21 protein-coding genes are annotated in these 21,124 nt (G+C 71.2%); 14 read left to right on the forward strand and 7 right to left on the reverse strand.

Annotation, left to right across the window (positions count from 1 at the left end):
• Position 1 precedes the first annotated feature (1 nt).
• Positions 2–2,551, forward strand: coding sequence for a phosphocholine-specific phospholipase C (locus tag ACQPZF_RS15140; RefSeq protein WP_433272056.1), 2,550 nt, complete (start codon positions 2–4; stop codon positions 2,549–2,551).
• Positions 2,552–3,213: 662 nt separating this feature from the next.
• Here the strand turns inward: ACQPZF_RS15140 and ACQPZF_RS15145 are convergent.
• From ACQPZF_RS15145 to ACQPZF_RS15155, 3 genes are all read right to left on the reverse strand, one after another.
• Positions 3,214–3,792 carry a hypothetical protein gene (locus ACQPZF_RS15145; RefSeq protein WP_433272057.1) on the reverse strand — a complete coding sequence of 193 codons (579 nt, stop codon included), beginning with the start codon at positions 3,790–3,792 and terminating at the stop codon, positions 3,214–3,216.
• Positions 3,793–3,873: 81 nt separating this feature from the next.
• Complete coding sequence (locus ACQPZF_RS15150; protein ID WP_433272058.1) at positions 3,874–6,225, reverse strand: immune inhibitor A domain-containing protein; 2,352 nt, start codon at positions 6,223–6,225, stop codon at positions 3,874–3,876.
• A gap of 126 nt (positions 6,226–6,351) precedes the next feature.
• Positions 6,352–6,969, reverse strand: coding sequence for a septum formation family protein (locus ACQPZF_RS15155; RefSeq protein ID WP_433272060.1), 618 nt, complete (start codon positions 6,967–6,969; stop codon positions 6,352–6,354).
• 139 nt (positions 6,970–7,108) lie between these two features.
• Between ACQPZF_RS15155 and ACQPZF_RS15160 the strand changes: the two genes are divergently transcribed.
• The 9 genes from ACQPZF_RS15160 (at position 7,109) to ACQPZF_RS15200 (ending at position 14,319) form a co-directional block, all read left to right on the forward strand.
• Positions 7,109–7,507, forward strand: coding sequence for a TOBE domain-containing protein (locus ACQPZF_RS15160; RefSeq protein ID WP_433272061.1), 399 nt, complete (start codon positions 7,109–7,111; stop codon positions 7,505–7,507).
• Positions 7,507–8,262, forward strand: coding sequence for a molybdate ABC transporter substrate-binding protein (modA, locus tag ACQPZF_RS15165; RefSeq protein ID WP_433272063.1), 756 nt, complete (start codon positions 7,507–7,509; stop codon positions 8,260–8,262). The genes ACQPZF_RS15160 and modA overlap by 1 nt, the downstream gene beginning before the upstream one ends.
• Positions 8,263–8,318: 56 nt before the next feature.
• Positions 8,319–9,092: a molybdate ABC transporter permease subunit gene (gene modB / locus ACQPZF_RS15170; RefSeq protein WP_433274567.1), complete on the forward strand. Its 774-nt coding sequence runs from the start codon at positions 8,319–8,321 to the stop codon at positions 9,090–9,092.
• Positions 9,071–10,138 (forward strand): ABC transporter ATP-binding protein, encoded by a 1,068-nt coding sequence (locus tag ACQPZF_RS15175; protein WP_433272064.1) that lies wholly within the window; start codon positions 9,071–9,073, stop codon positions 10,136–10,138. The genes modB and ACQPZF_RS15175 overlap by 22 nt, the downstream gene beginning before the upstream one ends.
• Complete coding sequence (locus tag ACQPZF_RS15180) at positions 10,135–10,701, forward strand: dienelactone hydrolase family protein (protein ID WP_433272065.1); 567 nt, start codon at positions 10,135–10,137, stop codon at positions 10,699–10,701. Before ACQPZF_RS15175 ends, ACQPZF_RS15180 begins: the two co-directional genes overlap by 4 nt.
• 151 nt (positions 10,702–10,852) lie before the next feature.
• Positions 10,853–12,226: a cysteine--tRNA ligase gene (gene cysS / locus ACQPZF_RS15185; RefSeq protein ID WP_433272066.1), complete on the forward strand. Its 1,374-nt coding sequence runs from the start codon at positions 10,853–10,855 to the stop codon at positions 12,224–12,226.
• A gap of 163 nt (positions 12,227–12,389) precedes the next feature.
• The gene (locus tag ACQPZF_RS15190; RefSeq protein ID WP_433272067.1) at positions 12,390–12,986 is read left to right on the forward strand and encodes a superoxide dismutase; all 597 of its coding nucleotides are present in this window, start codon (positions 12,390–12,392) and stop codon (positions 12,984–12,986) included.
• A 92-nt stretch (positions 12,987–13,078) separates the two neighbouring features.
• Positions 13,079–13,966, forward strand: coding sequence for an NAD-dependent protein deacetylase (locus tag ACQPZF_RS15195; protein WP_433272068.1), 888 nt, complete (start codon positions 13,079–13,081; stop codon positions 13,964–13,966).
• Positions 13,967–14,142: 176 nt separating this feature from the next.
• A complete protein-coding gene (locus ACQPZF_RS15200) occupies positions 14,143–14,319 on the forward strand; it encodes a hypothetical protein (RefSeq protein WP_433272069.1) in 177 nt (58 codons plus the stop codon).
• Here the strand turns inward: ACQPZF_RS15200 and ACQPZF_RS15205 are convergent, their stop codons facing one another.
• On the reverse strand, positions 14,320–14,901 hold the full coding sequence (locus ACQPZF_RS15205; protein ID WP_433272070.1) for a TetR/AcrR family transcriptional regulator: 582 nt from the start codon (positions 14,899–14,901) through the stop codon (positions 14,320–14,322).
• 94 nt (positions 14,902–14,995) lie between these two features.
• On the opposite strand from ACQPZF_RS15205, the gene ACQPZF_RS15210 reads away from it, so the two are divergent.
• Both ACQPZF_RS15210 and ACQPZF_RS15215 read left to right on the forward strand, forming a co-directional pair.
• Positions 14,996–15,688 carry a hypothetical protein gene (locus ACQPZF_RS15210; protein WP_433272071.1) on the forward strand — a complete coding sequence of 231 codons (693 nt, stop codon included), beginning with the start codon at positions 14,996–14,998 and terminating at the stop codon, positions 15,686–15,688.
• Entirely contained in the window at positions 15,639–15,785 is a 147-nt protein-coding gene (locus ACQPZF_RS15215; RefSeq protein ID WP_433272072.1) for a hypothetical protein, read from the forward strand. The genes ACQPZF_RS15210 and ACQPZF_RS15215 overlap by 50 nt, the downstream gene beginning before the upstream one ends.
• A gap of 56 nt (positions 15,786–15,841) precedes the next feature.
• Here the strand turns inward: ACQPZF_RS15215 and ACQPZF_RS15220 are convergent, their stop codons facing one another.
• Positions 15,842–17,068, reverse strand: a complete 1,227-nt coding sequence (locus tag ACQPZF_RS15220) for a peptidoglycan DD-metalloendopeptidase family protein (RefSeq protein ID WP_433272073.1) — start codon at positions 17,066–17,068, stop codon at positions 15,842–15,844.
• A gap of 227 nt (positions 17,069–17,295) precedes the next feature.
• On the opposite strand from ACQPZF_RS15220, the gene ACQPZF_RS15225 reads away from it, so the two are divergent.
• Complete coding sequence (locus ACQPZF_RS15225; protein ID WP_433272074.1) at positions 17,296–18,237, forward strand: hypothetical protein; 942 nt, start codon at positions 17,296–17,298, stop codon at positions 18,235–18,237.
• On the opposite strand, the gene ACQPZF_RS15230 is transcribed toward ACQPZF_RS15225, so the two are convergent.
• Both ACQPZF_RS15230 and ACQPZF_RS15235 read right to left on the reverse strand, forming a co-directional pair.
• Positions 18,234–19,445: an RNA polymerase sigma factor gene (locus ACQPZF_RS15230; protein ID WP_433272075.1), complete on the reverse strand. Its 1,212-nt coding sequence runs from the start codon at positions 19,443–19,445 to the stop codon at positions 18,234–18,236. The genes ACQPZF_RS15225 and ACQPZF_RS15230 overlap by 4 nt on opposite strands.
• Before the next feature lie 4 nt (positions 19,446–19,449).
• A complete protein-coding gene (locus ACQPZF_RS15235) occupies positions 19,450–19,770 on the reverse strand; it encodes a YciI family protein (RefSeq protein WP_433272076.1) in 321 nt (106 codons plus the stop codon).
• A 112-nt stretch (positions 19,771–19,882) separates the two neighbouring features.
• On the opposite strand from ACQPZF_RS15235, the gene ACQPZF_RS15240 reads away from it, so the two are divergent.
• Entirely contained in the window at positions 19,883–20,647 is a 765-nt protein-coding gene (locus ACQPZF_RS15240) for a MerR family transcriptional regulator (RefSeq protein ID WP_433272077.1), read from the forward strand.
• Positions 20,648–21,124: the final 477 nt, after the last annotated feature.

Consider the following 21,124-nt stretch of genomic DNA (forward strand, 5'->3'; position numbering starts at 1 on the left):
GGTGGATCGTCGGTCGTTCCTCGGAGCCGTGGGTGCTTCGGCGTTGTCCTCCCTCCTCCCGGTCAGCGTCCAGCGGGCGCTGGCGATGGCCGCCCCGACCGGCGGGCCGGAGGTGGTCGAGCACGTCGTGATCCTCATGCAGGAGAACAGGAGCTTCGACCACTACTACGGCTCGCTGCGCGGCGTGCGCGGCTTCAACGACCCCCACGCGCTGACGTTCCAGAGCGGGCGTTCGGTGTTCCACCAGCCGTCGGCGAAGACCGGCGACCTCAAGGTCGGCCACCCGGACGGCTACGTGCTGCCGTACGCGGTCGACGACCACCACATGGCCGGCACACCGCACGGCTGGTCGGACGGCCACGCGGCGTGGAACCAGGGCCGCTACGACGCGTGGGTGCCGCACAAGGGCACCAACACGATGTCCGGCTACCGGCGTGAGCACCTGCCGTTCTACTACGCGCTTTCCGAGGCGTTCACCATCTGCGACGCCTATTACTGCTCGGAAATGGGGCCCACGAACCCCAACCGCAACCACCTGTGGTCCGGGATGATCGGTTACGAGCCGGGGACCGCCGACCGGGCGACCGGCAATGCGGCCTACGGCAATCCCGACCACACCGGCTACACGTGGACGACCTATGCCGAACGACTCCAATCGGCGGGCGTGAGCTGGCGGGTGTACCAGGAGTGGGACAACTTCACCGACAACTCCCTGGAATACTTCAAGACCTTCGTCACGGTCGGCGAGAAGGCTTTGGCGCACACCGGTCACCGCAAGGTCGAGGCGTTCTACGACGCCCTGCGGGCCGCTTCGCCTTCCTCGCGGCAGACGATGCTGGACAACCTGGCCAAGGGCGTCGCCACCCTCACCCCGGCCGAACGCGCCCTGTACGACGCCGCGCTGCACCGGGAACCGACCGGCGGGCTGGCCGCCGCATTCCGGGCGGACGTCGAGAACGGGCGGCTGCCCAGGGTCTCCTGGCTGGTGCCGAACACCGCGCAGAGCGAGCACTCCAGCAACGGCCCGGCGAACGGCGCGGTGCTCACCCACCAGTTGCTGGACATCATCGCGTCCGACCCGGCGGTGTGGAACAAGACCGTGTTCCTGTTGAACTACGACGAGAACGACGGCTTCTTCGACCACATGCCCCCGCCCGCGCCGCCGGTCGTGGGCGACGGCAGCGACGGCCGCACCACCGTGCCCAACACCGACGAGATCGTCTCGGGCACACCCATCGGCCTCGGCGCGCGCGTGCCCATGCTGGTGATCTCGCCCTGGAGCCGGGGTGGCGCGGTCTGCTCGGAGGTGTTCGACCACACCTCGGTGCTCCGCTTCCTGGAACACCTCACCGGCATCGCCGAGCCGAACATCACCCCGTGGCGACGCGCCGTGTGCGGCGACCTGATGTCCACTTTGGACTTCGCCACGGCGGTGCCCGCGTTCCCCGCGCTGCCCGTCCCGGCGACGAGCGGCGGCCCGCGCGGCACGTTCCGCACACCGCCTGCCAGGCAGGCCTTCCCGACGCAGGAACCCGGCGTCCGCCCGACCCGCCCGCTCCCGTACGTGCTGGACGTGAAGGCCCGCGTCACCTCGTCCGCTCTGTGGCTCGATTTCGCCGATAGCGGCACCGCAGGCGCGCACTTCTCCGTATACGCCAACAAGTTCCGCACCGACGGGCCGTGGCGGTACACCGTGGAAGCCGGCAAGACCCTGTCCGACAGCTTCACCGCCGGCACGCCGACCGGCGCGTACGACCTGACCGCGTTCGGCCCCAACGGTTTCGTCCGCCGGTTCGCCGGAAACCGGGCCACCGCGACCGCGACCGGCGCGCCCAACCCCGAGGCGACCCTGCGGTACGCGCCGGCCGAGGGCCGCGTGTACGTGAAAATGACCAACAGCGGGCAGTCTGCGTGCACGGTCACCATCACCGCGAACAACCGCCCCGGCGGCCCGTGGACCTATCGGCTGGCCGCCGGCGAGTCCAAGGAGGACTCCTTCACCTTCGCGGGCGTGCACCACTGGTACGACCTCACGGCCACCAGCCGGGACGGCTTCCTGCGCCGGTTCGCCGGGCACCTGGAGACCGGCGCGCCCAGCGTGAGCGACCCGGTGATGGGCTCGGGCCCGCTGAGGTCCACCGTCGCGCACGCCAGTAGTCAGGAGACCTCCGGCGAGAACGGCGCCGCGGCCAACGCCGTGGACGGCGATCCGGGCACCTTCTGGCACACCAGGTGGACCGGTGCCCCCGCCCGGCCGCCGCACGAGCTGCGCCTCGACCTCGGCACGGCGAAAACCGTCACCGCGCTGACCTACCTGCCCCGCCAGGACGGCGTCGCGAACGGCCGCATCGGCCGCTACGAGATCGCTGTCAGCGCCGACGGCATCAGGTGGACCGGGGGAGTGAGCGGCACGTGGGCCGACGACACGACGCGCAAGACCGCCCGGCTGTGGCCGACCAGGGCCCGGTACGTCCGGCTGCGGGCGCTGTCCGAGGCGGGCCACCGCGGCCCCTGGGCGTCAGCGGCCGAGGTGACACCGCTCGGGTACTGACCTGCTCGGCCACGATCGCCGGTCCGGGCTCGGGCCAAGACAGGGCCGGGGAGCCCCGTGGACGGACTCCCCGGCCCTCGCGGGCGTCAGGCGGGACTGGGGGACCTCGCCTGACGCGGAGCCTGGGATCGGCGCCGACGTGACGGCCGGCGCAATGGCCGCGCCGTGGAGCCCATCGCGGGAATGGGCCGCGGTGCCGAATGCCGGTGAACGAAACCTGATATGGAAAGCGTGTGAATCCCCAGCCCTCGTCCCCCGGAGTCGAACCGCGTTCACCCCAAGACCGCGGTTCGTGCAGGACGGTATTCGGCTTCCCCGGATGCCCGGAAGGGGCTGAACGGGTGAAACCGCGATACGAACGGCACTCCCGCGGTGCGGGCGCTATACCGCATTGGGGTACGCGTCGCGCGAGACTTGACGTAATTGTTCCGACATATTGCGGCAACTTGGGAATATTCCACGTCAGGCGGATCGACCGGCCCCGGCCGGCGGTGTGATCCCGGTTTCCGTATCGGACCGGGAAAAGCTTCGGGGCAATGAATCGTCGACGTCGGGGCGTGTTCGGGTACGGTGGTTATTCGGCATCCGGCGGCCGGTCGAGTCGGCGGAATGCCTTTTCGACGGCGCGGTCGGATCGGTGTCCGGAATGCGGACAGGGGCGCTCAGGTCTTGGCGAGTGCGGCCACCAGTTGTTCCAGTGCGCGCAGGTGGGCGGCGCGGATGCCGGCGTACTCCGGTTCGGTCGCGTTCGTCATCGCCGTCGTGATGGTGATGTTCAGCGGTTCGGCGAGTTCCGGCAGGTTGACCAGCGTACGACCGCGGGTGTTGGCCACCCGCGCGTAGTGCCCGGCGACCGAGCGCTGCTCATGGGGCGGGTAGGAGCCCTTCAGATCGTCGAACGCGCTGGAGCCGTCCCCGGCGCGGTCGGCGAACACCGCGATCTCCACCGACTCGACGTGCTGCTGGTTGCGCCCGGTGGGCGGGAACGTCCACTTGCCGAACGCGCGCAGGACCCGCCGGTCGGTCGGCTCGGCGGTGCAGCGCGCGTCGTCCACCGGCAGGCCGTCGGCGCGCATCCACGCCGTCAGGTCGCCCGGGTTCTCGCACAGGCTGATGCGCAGCGGCTCGGTCGTCTTCGTGGTCGAGTCGGCGGTGCTCGCCGGCGCGCCCTGCTGCGCGCAGCCCACGAGCGAGACTCCGGCGACCAGGACGGCGGCTACCACGCCACGGGATCTCACCATGTCCCACTACATCGCCGGACGGACGCCGGACGTGACACTGAATGGATCACGTCCGGCGCCGATCGGCCTATCGCGTGCCTGCTACCTGGTGCGGAACAGCTTGACCTTCATCGACGTGCCGGACTGCGACAGCACCCGCAGACCGACTCCCACCGCGGGCAGCTTGACGCCCGTGGTCTTGGTCTCCGGGTACCAGAACTGCTTGGTGTCGTCGAACACCGGCTTCGCAGGCTGACCGCGCACATAGGACGCCTTGCCGTTGATGTGCAGGGTGAACGAGTCCGACTTCTGCAACCCGAACGGCGCGTCGTAGCCGCCGACCGTCGGCGCCCAAGGCCCGCCTTCGAGGTGGTAGATCGGCGCGGGGTTCGCGTCGATCGGCAGGATCAGGCCCTCACCGGGGTGCTCGCTGGTGTTGTTGTCCAGGTAGCTCGTGTCCCACAGCGACACCAGCAGGCCGTCCTGGTACGGGAAGTGCTCCACCCAGTCCGGCTTGTTCGGGAAGCTGTACCGGTAGGGGCCGGTGCGGTTGTACTTGCCGTACGACTCGTAGGTGCGGTTCGACGCGATGTAGAACTGGTCGAACGACTTGGTCTCGGTGCCGGCCGTGCTGCGGAAGCCCTTGAGCGTCCAGCTTGCGCCGGTCTCCGCGCCGTCTTCCAGCACCGGGACGCCGTCGGCGACCACGGAGAGGGCGTCGGCGAAGAACCCCTGCAGCGCCAGGCCCCCGTCCGTGCGGTAGGCGAAGCGCAGCTTGGTGTGCTGACCCGCGTAGGCGGTCAACGGCACCCGGATGTCCACCCACCGGGCCTGCGACGTGCCGCTGATCGCGGGCGCGTTGCCGGAGTCCCGGATGAACGGACGACCGTCCACCGTGCCGTCCAACTGGGTCCAGCTCCCGTCCGGGTTGGCCGCCTCCACGTAGAGGTAGTCGAAGTCCTCCTCGATGTCGAAGCGCGCCTTGAGGGTCAGCTCCGCGGTCGACTTCCCGGTCAGGTCCAGCGGCCGGGTCATCGAGTTGTCGAGGTCGTTGCCCTTGTCGCTCCACCACATCCTGGCGCCCGCGAACGGGTCGCCGTAGTCGAACGTCTTGGCCACGTCGGGCAGCACCACCACGAGTCCCTGCGCCTTGGCGCTGTTGTACTCGTGCGGCCCCAGTTCGAAGGTGCGCTCCTGACCCGAGACCGCGACCTCGTAGTCCAGCCAGCCCAGTTGCAGCTTGTCCCACGCGGACAGCTCGTTGGCCCGCGTGCCCGGGGCCTCGCCCGGCTCGCCGACCCGCGTCTGGCCCATCAGGGACCACCAGTTGACGCCGTTCGTGCCGCCGCCGCTGACGTCGTAGTGGTCGGGCAGGCCCAGGTCGTGGCCGTACTCGTGGGCGAACACGCTGACGCCGCCGTTCTCCGGCTGCATCGTGTAGTCGCCGACCCACAGGCCGGTGTCGCCGATCGGCGCGCCGCCCAGCTTGTTGCTGCCCGGACCGGTGCTGTAGTTCTTGAACGCGTAGCCCCGGTGACTCCAGATGGCGTCCTCGGCCTGCCACGGGTCGCCGTCGGCCTGGTCGCCGCCCGCGTGCACGACCTGGAAGTGGTCCAGGTAGCCGTCGGACTCGTTGAACTCGCCGTCGCCGTCGAAGTCGTAGCGGTCCCACTCGTCGAACGTCGCCAGCTCGGCCCGGATCTGCTCCGTGGTGCGGCCGGCGGCGTGCTGGTCGGCGACCCACTGGGCGACCGCGTCCCGGACCAGGTCGTAGCTGTTGTTGCACACGTTGCCCGCGCACGGGTAGCCGTTGGAGCGGCCGTAGCGGGCCTCGTTGTAGCGGACCTTGACCCAGTTGGTCACCGTGCCGGTGACGCTGTAGCGGCCGGAGGACTGCTTGTCGAAGTAGTTGGCGACCGAGTTCGCGCCCGGCGCGGTGGCGAAGTACAGGTCCTGGAAGTACTGGCGGCCGAAGTCCGGCTGCCAGATGGTGGTGTTGTCCACCGACCGGTCGGGCTGCGGGATCTGGTTGTGCGCCGGGCCGTCGAACCGCTTCGGGCCCGGGGTGTTCGGCGCGGTGTCCTGGTCGGGGTACTGCGGGTGGCGCTCGTCGCCGAACTCGGCGAGCACCACGAAGATCTTGTCGACCTTCTCCCGCTCCAGCTCGACGTACTGGTCCACCTTGGCCCGCTGACCGGCCTTGTCCTTGCGGCCGACCTTGACCACCGTGCTGGCGCCGCGCTTCTCGGCGGTCGCCTCGCCGGTCAGCACCTTGGCCAGCGCTTCCTGCCGCAACGCCCGCCGCTTGTCCTCCAACGGGTGCGGCAGCTCGTCGGTCTGCTGCCGAACGGGTTCCGCCGCCGCTTCGGGAGCCGCCACCGCGACCGCGGGCGTGGCCGTGATGCCCGCGGTGATCAGCGCGAACGCTGCCGCACCGACTAAAAGTCTTCGCACGAGTCCACCTCACTGATGGCTGTTGAAACGTTCGTGCGGGGACGTTACGTAGCGGTTCGCCCGCGCGGCACAGCCGGAAGTCGGGAGCGGAACGGACCAGTGGAGTACATCGGCCGGCGGGGTGCGTCAGCCGGTGGGGACGGACAGGTCCGCGTCGGGCCGGAGGACCGAGCCGGTCCACCTCGGTCGGTCGGTGTAGACGACGCAGGCGACGTTGCGGAAGCCACCGTTCCACGAAGCCCGGTCCGGCGCGAGGTGGCCGAGCCGGTCGGTCTCCTGGAGGGCCTGGGCGTCCACGTTGCGCTCGGCGATCTCCCGGCAGCGGACCTCGGCGTCGGCGGTGAACCCGGACGTGCCCGGCCAGTCGCCGGCCGGTGCGGTGAACGCGCCGATCGCCTGGGCGTCGTGCGGCTGCCCGCAGGGTGCGAGTTCGACGCGGGGGATCGGGGCGTCGGGGGAGGGGCGGGTGAAACAGTCACCCGGTCTCACGGTGCAGGCGTTCGCGTATCCCTCGGGCGGTAGTTCACAGCCTCCGCCTTCGTTGGTCGCGACGGAGTTGGTCGCGACAGGGTTGTTCGCAACGGGGTTGCCGGCGACGTGGACGACACCGGCGGCCCAGAGGCCACCCCAGACGAGGGACGCGACCAAGCCGACGATCGCGAGCCACACCGCCGGCGGCTTGCGGCCCAGGCGGTTCTGGTGGAGGCCGCCGGTCGCCTGATGGTGGTCATCGCCCCAGCTCACGGCACCCCCTGTGACGCGCGGCTCCGGGCCGCGTTCGGGCCGGCCGAACCCAGGGTATTGCCGGGCACGCGATCCGCAAGGACACGAACTTGACCGGAGCGGCCTCCCGATCCGCACCTGCGGCGTCTACGATGCTCTCGTGCCGAATCTGCGGATCAGTGAGGCGGCTGCCCTGCTGGGGGTCAGCGACGACACCGTGCGGCGGTGGGTCGAGCAGGGGCGGTTGCCCGCCGTGCGGCTGGACAGCGGGCGCAAGGGGATCGACGGGCGGGAGCTGGCGGAGTTCGCCCAGCGGCTGACCGAGACGGCCGAGCCCGGTGCGACCGTCGCCGCGTCGGCCCGCAACCGGATGAAGGGCATCGTCACGAGGGTCGTCAAGGACGTGGTGATGGCCCAGGTCGAGATGCAGGCGGGGCCGTTCCGGATCGTGTCGCTGATGAGTCGGGAAGCCGCCGACGAACTCGGTCTGGAGGTGGGCAGCGTCGCGGTCGCCTCGATCAAGTCCACGCACGTCGTCGTCGAGATCCCGGAGGGCTGATGCTCCGCACCGCGTGCGCGCTCGCCGTCGTCGCCGCGTCCCTCGCGGGCTGCGGGGGTGCGGACTCGCCGTCGGGGGTTTCCGGTGACGTCACGGTGTTCGCGGCGGCCTCGCTCACCGAGACGTTCACCAGGCTGGGCAAGGAGTTCGAGACCGCGAACCCCGGTGTGCGGGTGAGGTTCAACTTCGCGGGCAGCTCGGCGCTGGCGCAGCAGATCAACCAGGGCGCGCCCGCGGACGTGTTCGCCTCCGCCGCGCCGGCCAACATGACACAGGTCGGCGACGCGGGCGGGATCACCGGCACACCGGTGGTGTTCGCGCGGAACAAGCTCCGGATCGCCGTGCCGGCCGGCAATCCGGGCAGGGTGTCCGGGCTCGCCGATTTCGGCGTGGCGGAGGCCAGGATCGCGTTGTGCGCGGAGCAGGTCCCGTGCGGCGCGGCGGCGAGGAAGGCGTTCGAGGCGGCCGGGGTGACGCCGCGGGCGGACACCCTTGAGCAGGACGTCAAGGCCGTGCTGACCAAGGTGCGGCTCGGTGAAGTCGACGCCGCGCTGGTGTACCAGACGGACGTGCGGGCCGCCGGGGACGAGGTGGAGGGGATCTCGTTCCCCGAGGCGGACAAGACGGTCAACGACTACCCGATCGCGCCGCTGGCGAAGGCGCCGAACGCGGTCGGAGCCCAGGCTTTCGTGGACTACGTGCGGTCCGACCGGGGCCGCGCGGCGCTCGCCGAAGCCGGATTCGACAGCCCGTGACGCCGCGTCGAGCCCGAGGACTGCCGCCCTCGACGCCGCGGCGGATTCGGGGACGGCTGCCGGTCGTTCTCGTGCTGCCCGCCGTGCTGGGGTTGGTGTTCCTGCTGGTCCCGTTGGCGGGGCTGCTGATCCGCGCGCCGTGGGCCACGGTGCCCGGCAAGCTGTTCAGCGCCGAGGTGGGGGAGGCGCTGCGGCTGTCGCTGGTGTGCGCGAGTCTGGCCACGGTCGTGTGCCTGGTGCTCGGGGTGCCGCTGGCGTGGCTGCTGGCCCGCAGCGACCTGCCGGGACGGGGCTTCCTGCGGGCGCTGGTGACGGTGCCGCTGGTGCTGCCTCCGGTCGTGGGCGGCGTGGCGTTGCTCTTGGTGTTGGGCAGACGGGGGTTGGTCGGGCAGTATCTCGACGCGTGGTTCGGGGTGGCGTTGCCGTTCAGCACGGCCGGGGTGGTCGTGGCGGAGGCGTTCGTGGCGATGCCGTTCCTGGTGATCTCGGTGGAAGGCGCGTTGCGGGCCGCCGATCCCCGGTACGAGGAGGCCGCCGCGACGCTCGGCGCGTCGCGCTGGCTGGCGTTCCGCCGGGTCACGCTGCCGTCCGTGCTGCCGGGAGTGGTGGCGGGCGCGGTGCTGTGCTGGGCGCGTGCGCTGGGCGAGTTCGGCGCGACCATCACGTTCGCGGGCAACTTCCCCGGCGAGACGACGACCATGCCGCTCGCCGTCTACCTGGCGCTGGAGACCGAGCCGGACGCGGCGATCGTGCTGAGCATCGTGCTGCTGCTGGTGTCGGTCGGCGTGCTGGCCGGGTTGCGCGACCGGTGGATCGGCGGGCCGGCGTGACGGTGCGCGCCGACCTCCGCGTCACCCGCGACCGGTTCTCGCTCGAACTCGACCTGGCCGTCGCGCCCGGCGAGGTGGTCGCCCTGCTCGGACCGAACGGCGCGGGCAAGACCACGGCGCTCCGGGCGCTCGCCGGACTGCTGCCGCTCACCGCCGGGCACATCCGGCTCGACGGCGAGCCGTGGGACGAGCCGCCGAACGTCTTCGTGCCCGCCGAACACCGTCCGATCGGCGTGGTGTTCCAGGACTACCTGCTGTTCGGGCACCTGTCCGCGCTGGAGAACGTCGCCTTCGGCCCGCGCGCCCGGGGCGTCCACCGCGCCGCCGCCCGCGCGCTGGCCCGGGACTGGCTGGACCGCGTCGGCCTGGCCGAGCACGCCCAGGCCAAGCCGCGTGCGCTGTCCGGAGGCCAGGCGCAACGCGTGGCGCTCGCCCGCGCGCTGGCCACCGGTCCGCGCCTGCTGCTCCTGGACGAGCCGCTGGCCGCGCTGGACGCGAGCACCCGGCTGACCGTGCGCGCCGAACTGGGCCGCCACCTCGCCGAGTTCCCCGGCCACACGCTGCTGGTGACCCACGATCCGTTGGACGCCATGGTGCTGGCCGACCGGCTCGTCATCGTGGAGGACGGCCGCGCGGTGCAGGAAGGACCGCCCGCCGAAGTCGCCCGCCGCCCGCGCACGGACTACGTGGCCAACCTGGTCGGCCTCAACCTGTACCGGGGCACCGCCGACGGCACCGCCGTCACGCTGGCCGACGGCGGCGTGCTCACCGTCGCGGAGCCCGCCGCCGGCGCGGTGCACGTGGCGTTCCCGCCGAGCGCCGTCAGCCTCCACCCCGAGCCGCCCGCCGGCAGCCCCCGCAACACCTGGCAGGTCACCGTGACGGACATCGAGCAGCACGCCCACACCACCCGGCTCCGGCTCGGCGGCACACCGACCGTGCTGGCCGACATCACCACGGCGACGCTGGCGGACCTGCGGGTGCGGCCCGGCGACACGCTGTGGGCGGCGCTCAAGGCCACCGAGATCAGGACGTACCCGGCATGAGCACGGCACTGATAGTGGCGCACGAGGTCTTCGGCCCGAACGAGCACATCCACCGGATGGCCGAGGCCGTGCGCCGTCCGGAGTGGACGGTCTCCACGCCGAACTTCCTGCCGCACGACGAGATCTACCCGCTGGAGCAGGAAGCCCTGGCCTACCGGCGGTTCACCGAGGAACTCGGCGTGGTCGCGCTGGCCGAGGCGCTGGCCGGGCACGCCGCGAGCCTCCGCGCGGACCACCAGCGCGTGCTGTGCCTCGGGTTCAGCGTGGGCGCGACCGCGGCGTGGCTGGCCGGCGAGGCGTTCGACGCGATCGTCTGCGTGTACGGCTCCCGCATCCGCGACTACGCGAGCCACAAGCCGAAGTGCCCGTGCCTGGCCGTCTTCGCCGAACACGAGCCCGACTTCACCCCTCGGGAGCTGGTCCGGCGACTTGCCGGCCCGACCGTGGCGGTCGAGCTGTACGACGCCGAGCACGGCTTCTGCGACGAGGACAGCCCACGTCACCACGCGGCGCACAGCGCGGCCGTGGTGCGCAGCGCCCGGCGGTTCTTCCACTCCGATTGACGGGTGATCACGCATAGTGCCGCCTGATAGACTCTCCGCTCGTGTGGGTCATTTTCGATTTCTCCGACGGCGTGGTCCGGCGCGTCGTGGCGGAGTGTCGGCCGGCGGCTGATCACTAGCCCCTGTTCCGCGCGCCCCGAGGAGAACCGCGGTGTCGATCCTGCTATACAACACGCTCACCAAACGCACTGAACCGTTCCAGCCGATGACGTCCGGAACAGTCCGGATGTTCGTCTGCGGCCCCACCGTCTACGACCTCAGCCACCTCGGTCATGCGAAGACCTACACCCAATTCGACTTCATCGCGCGATTCCTCCGGAAAAGCGGCTACCGGGTCACGTACGCGCAGAACATCACCGACGTGGACGACAAGATCATCCGCCGGGCCGAGGAGCTGGGCGTCGCGCCGCGCGAGCTGTCCGCGCGGTACGAGGCCCGGTACCTGGAGGACATGGCCGCGCTGCGCAACACGTCGGTCGACACCTACGAGCGCGCGCACGACCACATAGACGACATCGTGGCCCAGGTGCGGGCGCTCATCGACCGGGGCCACGCCTACCGGCTGGACGACGGCTGGTATTTCGACCTCGCCACCTTCCCGGCCTACGGGAAGCTGTCCGGCCGCACCCACGTGGAAGCCGAGGACTCGATCGCGCGGATCGACGAGAACGCGCAGAAGCGCAACGCCGGTGATTTCGCGCTGTGGAAGGCGCGCAAACCGGGCGAACCGTACTGGGACACGCCGCTCGGCCCCGGCCGGCCCGGCTGGCACATCGAGGACACGGCCATCACGGAGGCCATTTTCGGCCCGCAGTACGACCTGCACGGCGGCGCGGTCGACCTGATCTTCCCGCACCACGAGGCGGAGATCGCGCAGCAGGAGGCGGCGTCCGGCAAGGTGCCGCTGGTGCGGCACTGGCTGCACACCGGGCTGCTCCGGGTGGACGGCGCGAAAATGGCCAAGAGCACCGGCAACTTCCTCACCATCCGGCAGGCGCTGGACCTGGCCGACTTCCGGACGCTGCGCTACGCGTTCCTCAGCCAGCACTACCGCTCCTCCATGGAGTTCAACGACACCACGCTGGGCAACGCCCGCGCCGCCCGGCGGCGGGTGGAGAACTTCGCCCGGCTGGTCGACCCGACGCACACCGAGAGCCCCGCCGCCCGCGCTCTCGCCGAGCGGACGCGCGGGCTGTTCTTCGAGCGCCTGTCGAACGACCTCGACACGCCGGGGGCCCTCGCCGCGCTGTTCGAGCACATCCGCGAGCAGAACCGCGGCGGCGAGCCGCCCGGCCCGTCCGCGCTGGCCCTGCTGCGCGAGGTGGACGAGCTGTTCGACGCGTTCGACCTGGAGCGGCCCGCCGGCGACGACGCCTACATCGAGGCGGAGCTGGCCCGGCGGCGGGAGCTGCGGGCGGCGCGGCGGTTCGCGGAGGCGGACAAGATCCGGGACGGCCTGCGGGCGCGGGGCATCCTCATCGAGGACACCCCGGACACCACCCGCTGGTGGCCCGAGAAGCTGTGACGGATTCACCGCCGACACCATGGTGAATTCGCGGGTTCCGGGTGTTTTCACCGGGTCGGGTGAAGAGGTGATGGATTCCGCCGGAGAATCGTCTCAAGATCATTGTGCTAGCGTCGCGAGGTACGGACAAAACGGCCGCCGACTATTCGGAAAGGCATGAGGTGTGAAGCGTCTCCTCCCCCTGCTCGGTGCCACCATGGCCATCGTGGCCACCGCCGGCACCGCGAGTGCCCACAGCCCTGACAGCCCGGTCGGTACCGACGGGCACGGTCATGGCAGCGGCGGCGTCGTGGTGACCGTCGGGCGGTTCGCCCCGCCCGACACCGCCACCAACGCGTTCACCTATGACACGGCGCTCATCGCGCCGGGCTCGAAGGTCATGGTGGTGGGCACGCCGAAGCGGCATTCGACCAAGGTGCAGCTAAGCGTGTACGGGCTGGTGCCCAACCGCACGTACGGCTCGCACGCCCACCAGAAGCCCTGTGGTCAGTTGCCGGCCGACTCCGGCGCGCACCACCAGCACGTGGTCGACCCGAACCAACCGTCGGTCGACCCGAAGTACGCCAACCCGACCAACGAGATCTGGCTCGACTTCACCACCGACGACCGCGGCCGGGCCACGGTGACCACCGTCGTGCCGTGGCGGTTCGAGGACCGGCGCGCGGGCTCGGTCGTGATCCACGCCCAGAAGACCGAGACGGAGCCCGGCAAGGCGGGCACCGCCGGCCCGCGGCTCGGCTGCGCGACGGTGAAGTTCTAGGGCTCTCCGACTCCCCGCGGTGGGCGGGACACCCAGACCCCGTCCACCGCGCAGGATCGGATCCCGGCCGCCGACGCACGTAAGCTGGGGCAATGCGCACACGGCCGACGCTGAGCTGGACCGCCACCGGTGCGCCGCTCCCGAGCACGTCGAGCCTGGACGAGGTCGTGCGGGTGGTCGCCGAACGGGACGTCGTGGTGCTCAGCGGCGCGGGGCTGTCCACGGAGTCGGGCATCCCGGACTACCGGGGCGAGGCGGGCAGCCTGCGCCGGCACACGCCGATGACGTACGACGAGTTCGTGGGCAGCCCGGCGGGCCGCCGGCGGTACTGGGCGCGCAGCCACCTGGGGTGGCGCACCATCGCCCGCGCCGACCCGAACGCGGGCCACCGCGCCGTGGCCGCGTTGCGCGCCCAGGGCTTCGTCGCCGGAGTGATCACCCAGAACGTGGACGGCCTGCACCACGCGGCGGGCACGGCGGACGCCGTCGAGCTGCACGGCAACCTGGACCGGGTGTTGTGCCTGGGCTGCCGCAAGCTGAGCCCGCGCGAGGACCTGGACCGCAGGCTGCGCGCGGCGAACCCGGATTTCGCGGCCACCGCCACCCGCGTCAACCCGGACGGCGACGCCGATCTCGCGGACGAGGACGTGCGCGGCTTCCGGGTCGTGGCCTGCCCGGAGTGCGGCGGCGTGCTCAAGCCGGACGTGGTGTTCTTCGGCGAGAACGTGCCCCGCCCCCGGGTGGAGGAGTGCTACCGCCTGGTCGACCGGTCCCGGGCGATGCTGGTCCTGGGCTCCTCGCTGACCGTCATGTCGGGCCTGCGGTTCGTCCGGCACGCGGCGAAGTCGGGCAAGCCGGTGGTCATCGTGAACCAGGGTGAGACCAGGGGCGACGCCCACGCGACCGCTCGCGTCCACCTGCCGCTGGGTCGGGCGCTCACCGACGTGTGCAGGATCTTGAGGCAACCTGTCGAGCCGTGACGAGCTGTTCCGGCTACTGTCCACAGTGGACTGATCTGGTGGGAAGGCAGTGTTCGCGGCGGGGTTCGTTCACCCTGATGTCGCAGCATGTGGTTGCGTTGTAACGGGTATTCAAGGCGCACACCCGTAGCGGCCCCGCCACCGGGGCGGAGCCCCTCTCCCGCAAGGAGGTCGTGATGGCACATGTCCGGAACTTGATCGACATCTGCAGCGGCGACGAATTCGACCAGCCCGTCCCGTTCGGTCTGGTGTACCCGATGCGCACCGCGGACGGCGACGCGCCGCCGAGCCAGCGGGGTCGCACCTGGGAGCACCTCGCCGCGTCCGGCCGCGAACTGGTCCCGGTGCGGTAGTCAGCGTCCGCGCACCAGTGGCAGGTAGACGTCGTCGACGATCTCGACCAGCACGCCGTCGGGCACGTTCGGTCTGCCGTTGGTCAGGAACTCGTTGCGCAGCAAGGCGACCGCGACCGTGGCGACGCGGGGGTGCAGCGCCTCCGGTCGCGCTTCGCCCCGCGCCACGGCCCGTCCCAGCACGGTCAGCCACATCGCACTGCCCGCGTCGCCCACCTCGTCGCGGACCTGTGCGAGCAGTTCCGGGACGCCGATGCCGCCCATCAGCTCGCGCAGGATCGCGCCGTGCGGCGACGCCCAGTGCCGGTTGGCGCGGCGCAGCAGCTCCAAGGCGTCGCCGCGCAGTTCCCCGGTGTCGGGCAGCGCCGCCACGGTGGCCACCACGTGCTTGTACGCGGCGATGCCGAGCGCGGCCCGGTTGGGCCAGCGGCGGTAGATCGCGTTCTTGTTGGTGCCGGCCCGTTTCGCGACCCGGTCCATGGTCATTCCCGCGTACCCGGACTCGGTGAGTTCCGCGACGGCCGCGTCCAGGATCGCGCCCTCCAGTGCGGCACCGCGCCGCCGGGTCTCCGTCATCCTCACCTCCTGGTACGACGCGTACCTTAACACTTCCTTGCTGCGCCGTGATAACTTCGCCGTTAGGGTACTTCCTGTACCGTAACTGGAGGGTGGAGACATGCGTGGCAACGGCATCAGCTACGACACCGGCTACCGCAACGAGTTCGGGGTGAGCACCCACGAGCCGTGGGATCCGGAGGTCGTGGCACGGGATCTGCGGGTCATCCGCGACGACCTGCACTGCACGGCGGTCCGCGTGACCGGAGGCGATCCGGACAAGCTGGAGACGGCCGCCCGGCTCGCCGCGGACCTCGGTCTGGAGGTCTGGTTCTCGCCGTTCACGGGCGAACTGACCACCGCGGATCTGCTGGTGCTCCTCGCCGACTGCGCGGAACGGGCCGAACGGCTGCGGCTCGCCGGCGCGGACGTCGTGCTGGTCACCGGGGCCGAGCTGAGCCTGTTCACGGTCGGCTTCCTGCCGGGCTCCAACGGCCACGAGCGGACCGAAGCGCTGCTCAAGACTCCCCGCGAGCAGTTGGGACCGCTGCTGGCGCAGGTTCCCGCGAAGATCAACGACTTCCTGGCCGACGCCGTTCGGCTCGGCCACTTACCGGGGCGCCGCGGCGCAGGGCGCGCGCAGCGCGTTGATCGTCCAGTACGAGAACGGCCACCCGGTCCGGCTGGACGGCGAGTACGCGCGGGACGAGCAGGAGCAGGCCGATTGCCTGCGCGAGTTGTTGGAAATCTTCGAAACCGAGGGTGTGGACACGGCGTTCGCCTACACGTACGCCAACTTCCACCTGCGCGGTGACCTCGACGTCGCGAGCTACGGCGTCGTGAAGGTCACCGAGGACGGGACACGGGAGCGTAAGGCGGCGTTCGCGGTGCTGGCAGAGCACTACCGGTGAAGCGACTGCTCCGGGGTGTGGGCGGGACCGGTGCGGAACCGGTCCCGCCCACGGCGTCAGCGGACCGGCGTGCAGGTCGGCGCGACCGGTTCGTTCGACCCGGTGTCCACGAAGCCGTCGCTGATCCACTTGCCGTCCTGGAGCCGGTTCCACAGGTCGGTCCGGCCCCACACGCCGTCCACGGCCTCACCGCGCGCGGTGCACGAGATGGACACCACCGCGCCGTCCGCGACCGTGCCCACGGAGTCGTAGCCCAGGCCCGGTCCGGAACGCAGGTTCACGGTGCTGTTCGACCCGGCGTCGACGGTGCCGGTGGGCAGGGTCGTGCCGCCACCGCCGTAGTTGGTGACCCGACCGCCGACGTTCACGCGGGCGGAACCGCGCTGCGCGTAGCCGCGGTAGGCCTGCGCGCCCTCGTAGAAGGTCCAGCCGCCGATGGTCATGCCGTTGACGCTGATGTGGGTGTTGCCGCGCAGCAACGAGAAGTGCACGTGCGCGCCCGTGCTGGAACCGCCGCACGGCAGCTCGTTGCCGATGTGCCCGAGGTACGTGCCGGTGCCCACGGCACTGCCGTCGGCCAGCGTCGTCAGGTCGTACATGTGGTAGTACGTGGTGCTGTACCCGTTGTCGTGCACCACCTTCACCAGCGCGCTGCGGCCCACGATGCAGCTTTTGTAGACGCGGCCGGGCCCGGCGGACAGCACCCGGCCGTCGCCGCCGTTGAAGTCGATCGAGCTGAACGGCCGGCTGTTGCCGCTGTTGCCGTGCGGCCCGCCGCCCATCGACCAGGCCACGCCCTGCGGCCACGGCAGGCCGAGCCCGGTGTCGGCGAGCACCTGTGCCTGGTTGCCGTGGTGGCGGGCGAAGGTCTGCTTCTCGCCGTCGCCGAGCACGGCGGTCGGCGCCCGTGCGGCGAGTTCGGCGAACCCGGCGGTGCCGTCGAGTTCGACCCGCCAGGCGTGCCGGTCGCGGCGAGCGAGGAACAGGGCCATCAGCGGCGAGCCGTGCTCCTGGCCGTAGGCCATCGGCACGGTCGTGCTGCCGAACACCCACGACCCGGCCGTGCGGGTCGGCTCGACCAGCGGCTCACGCAGGGACTGCGTGCCCCACTGCTCTTTCAGGGCCGCGCCGTGCTGCTGGAGCACGGTCGCGCGCACGACGTCGGCGAGGTCGCGTTCGGTGGGTCCGGCGGCGGCGGTCGACGGCACGACCAGCACCGCGACACCGGCGGCGATCGCCGCGAACAGCGCGGCGAACCGCCGCGCGAACTGCGGGTGGGACATGTGCCCTCCAGGGAAATCGGCACACGGGCAGGGGAGTGGCAGCGGTTGCAGGAGGCTGCCGCGCCGATGACATACCGGCGGTCCGACGCGGTCAAGACGGCTTTCCCGCGGCGCGGCCCGACTGTGGAACCGGAGCCCAAAACTGTGGAGGACTACCCACGATCGTCGGGCAGACCGGGCGAAAACCGGCTTCTAAACTGTTTTCTTCCACAGACGGGGGGTCCGCGGTGACCGGCAGACCGACCGACGCCGGACACGAGGTCGACGTGCTGCTCCGCACGGGCCCGTTCCCGGAAGCCCTGCGGGCGGCCATCGAGCGCAGCGGCCTCACCCTGGAACGCCTGCGCGACCGGCTGGACCGCCGGGGCATCCACGTGAGCCTGTCCACGCTGAGCTACTGGCGACTGGGCCGCAGCCGCCCGGAACGCGCCGCCTCGCTGCGCGCCGTGCAGGCCATCGAAACCATCCTGGGTCTGCCCCGCCACTCGCTGGAAGCACTGCTCGGCCCACCCCGCCCACGCGGCCGGTGGGTGGCCACTCAACAGCAGAGCAGGCGGTACGGCGGGATGCTCCAGCCCGCGCAGTCGCTGGCGGAGACGGTGGAGGCGCTCGTCGGCCCGTCCGACGGCAAGCTGCGGCTGTGGTCGCAGGACGACGCGGCGACCGTGGACGCGAACGGCCTGATCCGCCAGGTCCACACCAGACAGGTGCTGCGCGCGGTGGACGGCCACCCCGACCGGCACATCGCGGTGTACTGCGGCGACCCGGGCACCGCACCGGACGCGCTCACCGCCGAAGCCGTGCGGAACTGCCGCCTGGGCCGCGTCCGCCGACACCCCCGTGCCCCGGTCATCGCGGCGGAACTGATGCTCGACCAGACCCTGCGAGCCGGTCAGACCCACCTGCTGGAGTACCGCTTCACCATCGCCGAGGGCTCGCCGGGACTCGACTACCGCCGCGCTTTCCGTTACCCGGTGGGCACCTACGTGCTCAGCGTGAGCTTCACCGAGCCGAAGCTGCCGGTGCGCTGCTTCGGCCTGTCCCAGCCCGGCGTCGACGCGGCGCTCACCCAGGACGACGAGCTGCCCCTCACCCCGGGCCGCCTGGTCCACCTGATGGCGAGGGACGTCCAACCCGGCGTGCTCGGCATCGGCTGGGAGTGGTCCTAGGACAGCTCGGCCGCCCGCCTTGCCAGGTAACGGCGTTCGGCGTCGGTCGGCGCGAGTTCGGCCGCCTCCCGGTACGCCGCCACCGCCTCGGCGGTCCGGTCCAGCCGGCGCAGCAGGTGGGCCCGGGTGGCGGGCAGCAGGTGGTGGCCGGCCAGCGCGCCCGCCAGCCGGTCGACCAAGGCCAGACCGGCGGCCGGGCCGTCCGCCATGGCGACCGCCACCGCGCGGTTCAGCTCGACCACCGGCGACGGCACCAGCTTCGCCAACCGCCCGTACAGCAACGCGATCTGCGGCCAGTCCGTCGACTCCCCGGCGGTCGCGTGGCACGCCGCGATGGCCGCCTGCACCTGGTACGGACCGGGCCGTCCCCGGCGCAGCGCGGAGTCCAGCAGCGCCACGCCCTCCGCGATCCGCTCGGCGTCCCACCGCGTCCGGTCCTGGTCGGACAGTGCCACCAGGTCGCCCGCCGCGTCGGTGCGGGCTTCCCGGCGCGAGTCGTGCAGCAGCATCAACGCCAGCAGCCCCACGGCTTCCGGCTCGTCCGGCATCAGCTCCACCAGGGTCCGGGCCAGCCGGATCGCCTCCGCGCACAGCCGCCGCCGCACCGGTTCCGCGCCCGCCGTGGCCGAGTAGCCCTCGTTGAACAGCAGGTACAGCACGCCCAGTACGGACCCGGTGCGTTCCGGCAGCAGGTGTGCGGGCGGCACCCGGTACGGGATGCGCGCGTGCTGGATCTTTCGCCTGGCCCGGACCAGGCGCTTGGCCATCGTCGGCTCCGCCACCAGGAACGCCCGCGCGATCTCGGCCGTGGTCAGGCCCGCCACGGTGCGCAGGGTCAGCGCGACCCGCGCCTCCGGGGTGAGCGCCGGGTGGCAGCACGTGAAGATCAGCCGCAGCAGGTCGTCGCCGATGCCACCGTCGTCCCGCTCCTCCTCGTCGCCGGACAACTCCGCCGCCTCCCGCAGTTTCGTCGCCTCCACCGCCGAGCGGCGCAACCGGTCCAGCGCACGCCTGCGGGCCACTGTGGTGAGCCACCCGCCGGGGCGGTGCGGGACGCCTTCGCGCGGCCAGGTCTCCAACGCCTGCGCGAAAGCGTCCATCACGCACTCCTCGGCGAGGTCCCAGTCGCCGGTCATCCGGATCAGCGTCGCCACGATCCGGGCGCGCTCCGCGCGGAAGACCTCCGCGATCCCGTCCAGGACGACCACCGCCTCACTCGTCCCAGAACGGCCGGATCTCCACCGCGCCGTACCGGGCGACCGGGTGCCGTGACGCGACCAGGATCGCCTCGTCCAGGTCGGCGCACTCGACCACGTCGTACCCGACGATGTGCTCCTTGGTCTCGGCGAACGGCCCGTCGGACAGCAGCACCTCGTCACCGCGTGTCCGGACGGTGGTGGCGTCGCGCCGGGACCGCAACTGCGACCCGTCCAGCCGCCTGCCTTCGACCTCCTCCAGCCACTGCTCGATGGTCGGTTCGCCCCCGGTGACCTCCAGGCTCGGGTCGGCGCAGATCAACAGCATGTACTTCATCGTCACTCCCGTCGTCGGTGGCATTCCACCACTACGTCGAACGCGACCGCCCGGAAAGGACACCCACCGCCGGTATTGATCCTCACGTCGCGTGAGGTTTTAGAGTCGGCGTATGACCGGGTCCGAGCACGTGAAGCAGCCACGCTGGAGCGTCGGCGCTCTGGCGAAGGTCACCGGTCTCACCGTGCGCACCCTGCACCACTACGACGAGTTGGGTCTGTTGACGCCGAGCGAGCGGACCCACTCGGGACACCGCCGCTACACCGAGCCGGACCTCCGGCGGCTCTACCAGATCCGCCTGCTGCGGCAGTTGGGCATGTCGCTGGACGAGATCGGCGAAGTGCTCGCCGACCCGTCGCACGGCCCGCTGCGCGAGGTGCTCACCGGTCACCTGGCGCGGCTGGACGAGCAGGTGTGGCGGCTGGACGCGCTGCGCCGCCAGACCAGGGGCCTGCTCGACCAGTTGGCCGGCCCGCCCCGGCAGGACTCGGGCCGCCTGCTCGGCTGCACCGGGATCTTCGACGACCACCTGACCAGGGAGCAGCGTGACTTCCTGGCCGGCCAAGCCGACGGCCTCGGCGAACCCGGATGGAAGGACCTGGAGGCGGAATGGCCGCAGGTGCTCGCCGGGATCGTCGCGCACTACCGGGCGAACACCCCGGTGGACGACCCGGACGTGCGGGAACTCGGCCGCCGCCTGGCCCGCGTCGGACGTGACTTCGCCGGCGGCGACCCCGCGATCATCCGGTCGATGAGCGCGTTCTTCCGCGAACACGGCCACGGCGTGCTCCGGGATGTGCTGCCCGATCAGCCGTTGTCCGACTTGGGCGACGACCTGTGGGACTACGTGAGCCGGGTGCACTCGGCCGCGCGATGAGCAGGTGACCGGCGGACAGGGGGTGCCCGCCGGTCACCGTTGAAATGCCGACCACGGATCGTGGTCGCAACCCCGATGTCGACGGGCAGAGGCTGCCCCGGCTTGGTCGGGTCGTTCTTTGATCGGCATCTGCGGTGAGTCGTGGGCGTGGCTTTGGGCGCGGCTTGTGAAGACCCTGGGGACGGTTGCGGGCGGCGGGTTGCGTCTGCGGCCGTCCCCGGCGGCTTCCAGGTTTTCCGGCGATGTGGTCCTGTTTCGTAGTGTTCCCGGCTGTGTCCAAGACCTGCGTGGCTTGGCCGGCGGTGGCGTTGTGGTCGCTCTTCTGCCGTCAAGCTGCGTAGAAACCGAAAGCCAGCACGGGGGACCAGCCTTCTTGGCACTCGCTGTGACGAACTGGTGTACGACCTCGGTCTGATGGATCTTCACCCCTCGGATGGACGGTGACGAGCCGTTGGTCCGATGTGGTGAACACCTGCC

The sequence above is a fragment of the Actinosynnema sp. CS-041913 genome, from assembly GCF_050942485.1.
Lineage (GTDB): Bacteria > Actinomycetota > Actinomycetes > Mycobacteriales > Pseudonocardiaceae > Actinosynnema.

Coding starts and splice junctions, on each gene's coding strand:
- ACQPZF_RS15235 (WP_433272076.1), bottom strand. CDS start 19,770: ATGAAGTACATGCTGTTGATCTGCGCCGACCCGAGCCTGGAGGTCACC.
- ACQPZF_RS15240 (WP_433272077.1), top strand. CDS start 19,883: ATGACCGGGTCCGAGCACGTGAAGCAGCCACGCTGGAGCGTCGGCGCT.
- ACQPZF_RS15145 (WP_433272057.1), bottom strand. CDS start 3,792: ATGGTGAGATCCCGTGGCGTGGTAGCCGCCGTCCTGGTCGCCGGAGTC.
- ACQPZF_RS15195 (WP_433272068.1), top strand. CDS start 13,079: ATGCGCACACGGCCGACGCTGAGCTGGACCGCCACCGGTGCGCCGCTC.
- ACQPZF_RS15180 (WP_433272065.1), top strand. CDS start 10,135: ATGAGCACGGCACTGATAGTGGCGCACGAGGTCTTCGGCCCGAACGAG.
- ACQPZF_RS15200 (WP_433272069.1), top strand. CDS start 14,143: ATGGCACATGTCCGGAACTTGATCGACATCTGCAGCGGCGACGAATTC.
- ACQPZF_RS15210 (WP_433272071.1), top strand. CDS start 14,996: ATGCGTGGCAACGGCATCAGCTACGACACCGGCTACCGCAACGAGTTC.
- ACQPZF_RS15220 (WP_433272073.1), bottom strand. CDS start 17,068: ATGTCCCACCCGCAGTTCGCGCGGCGGTTCGCCGCGCTGTTCGCGGCG.
- modA (WP_433272063.1), top strand. CDS start 7,507: ATGCTCCGCACCGCGTGCGCGCTCGCCGTCGTCGCCGCGTCCCTCGCG.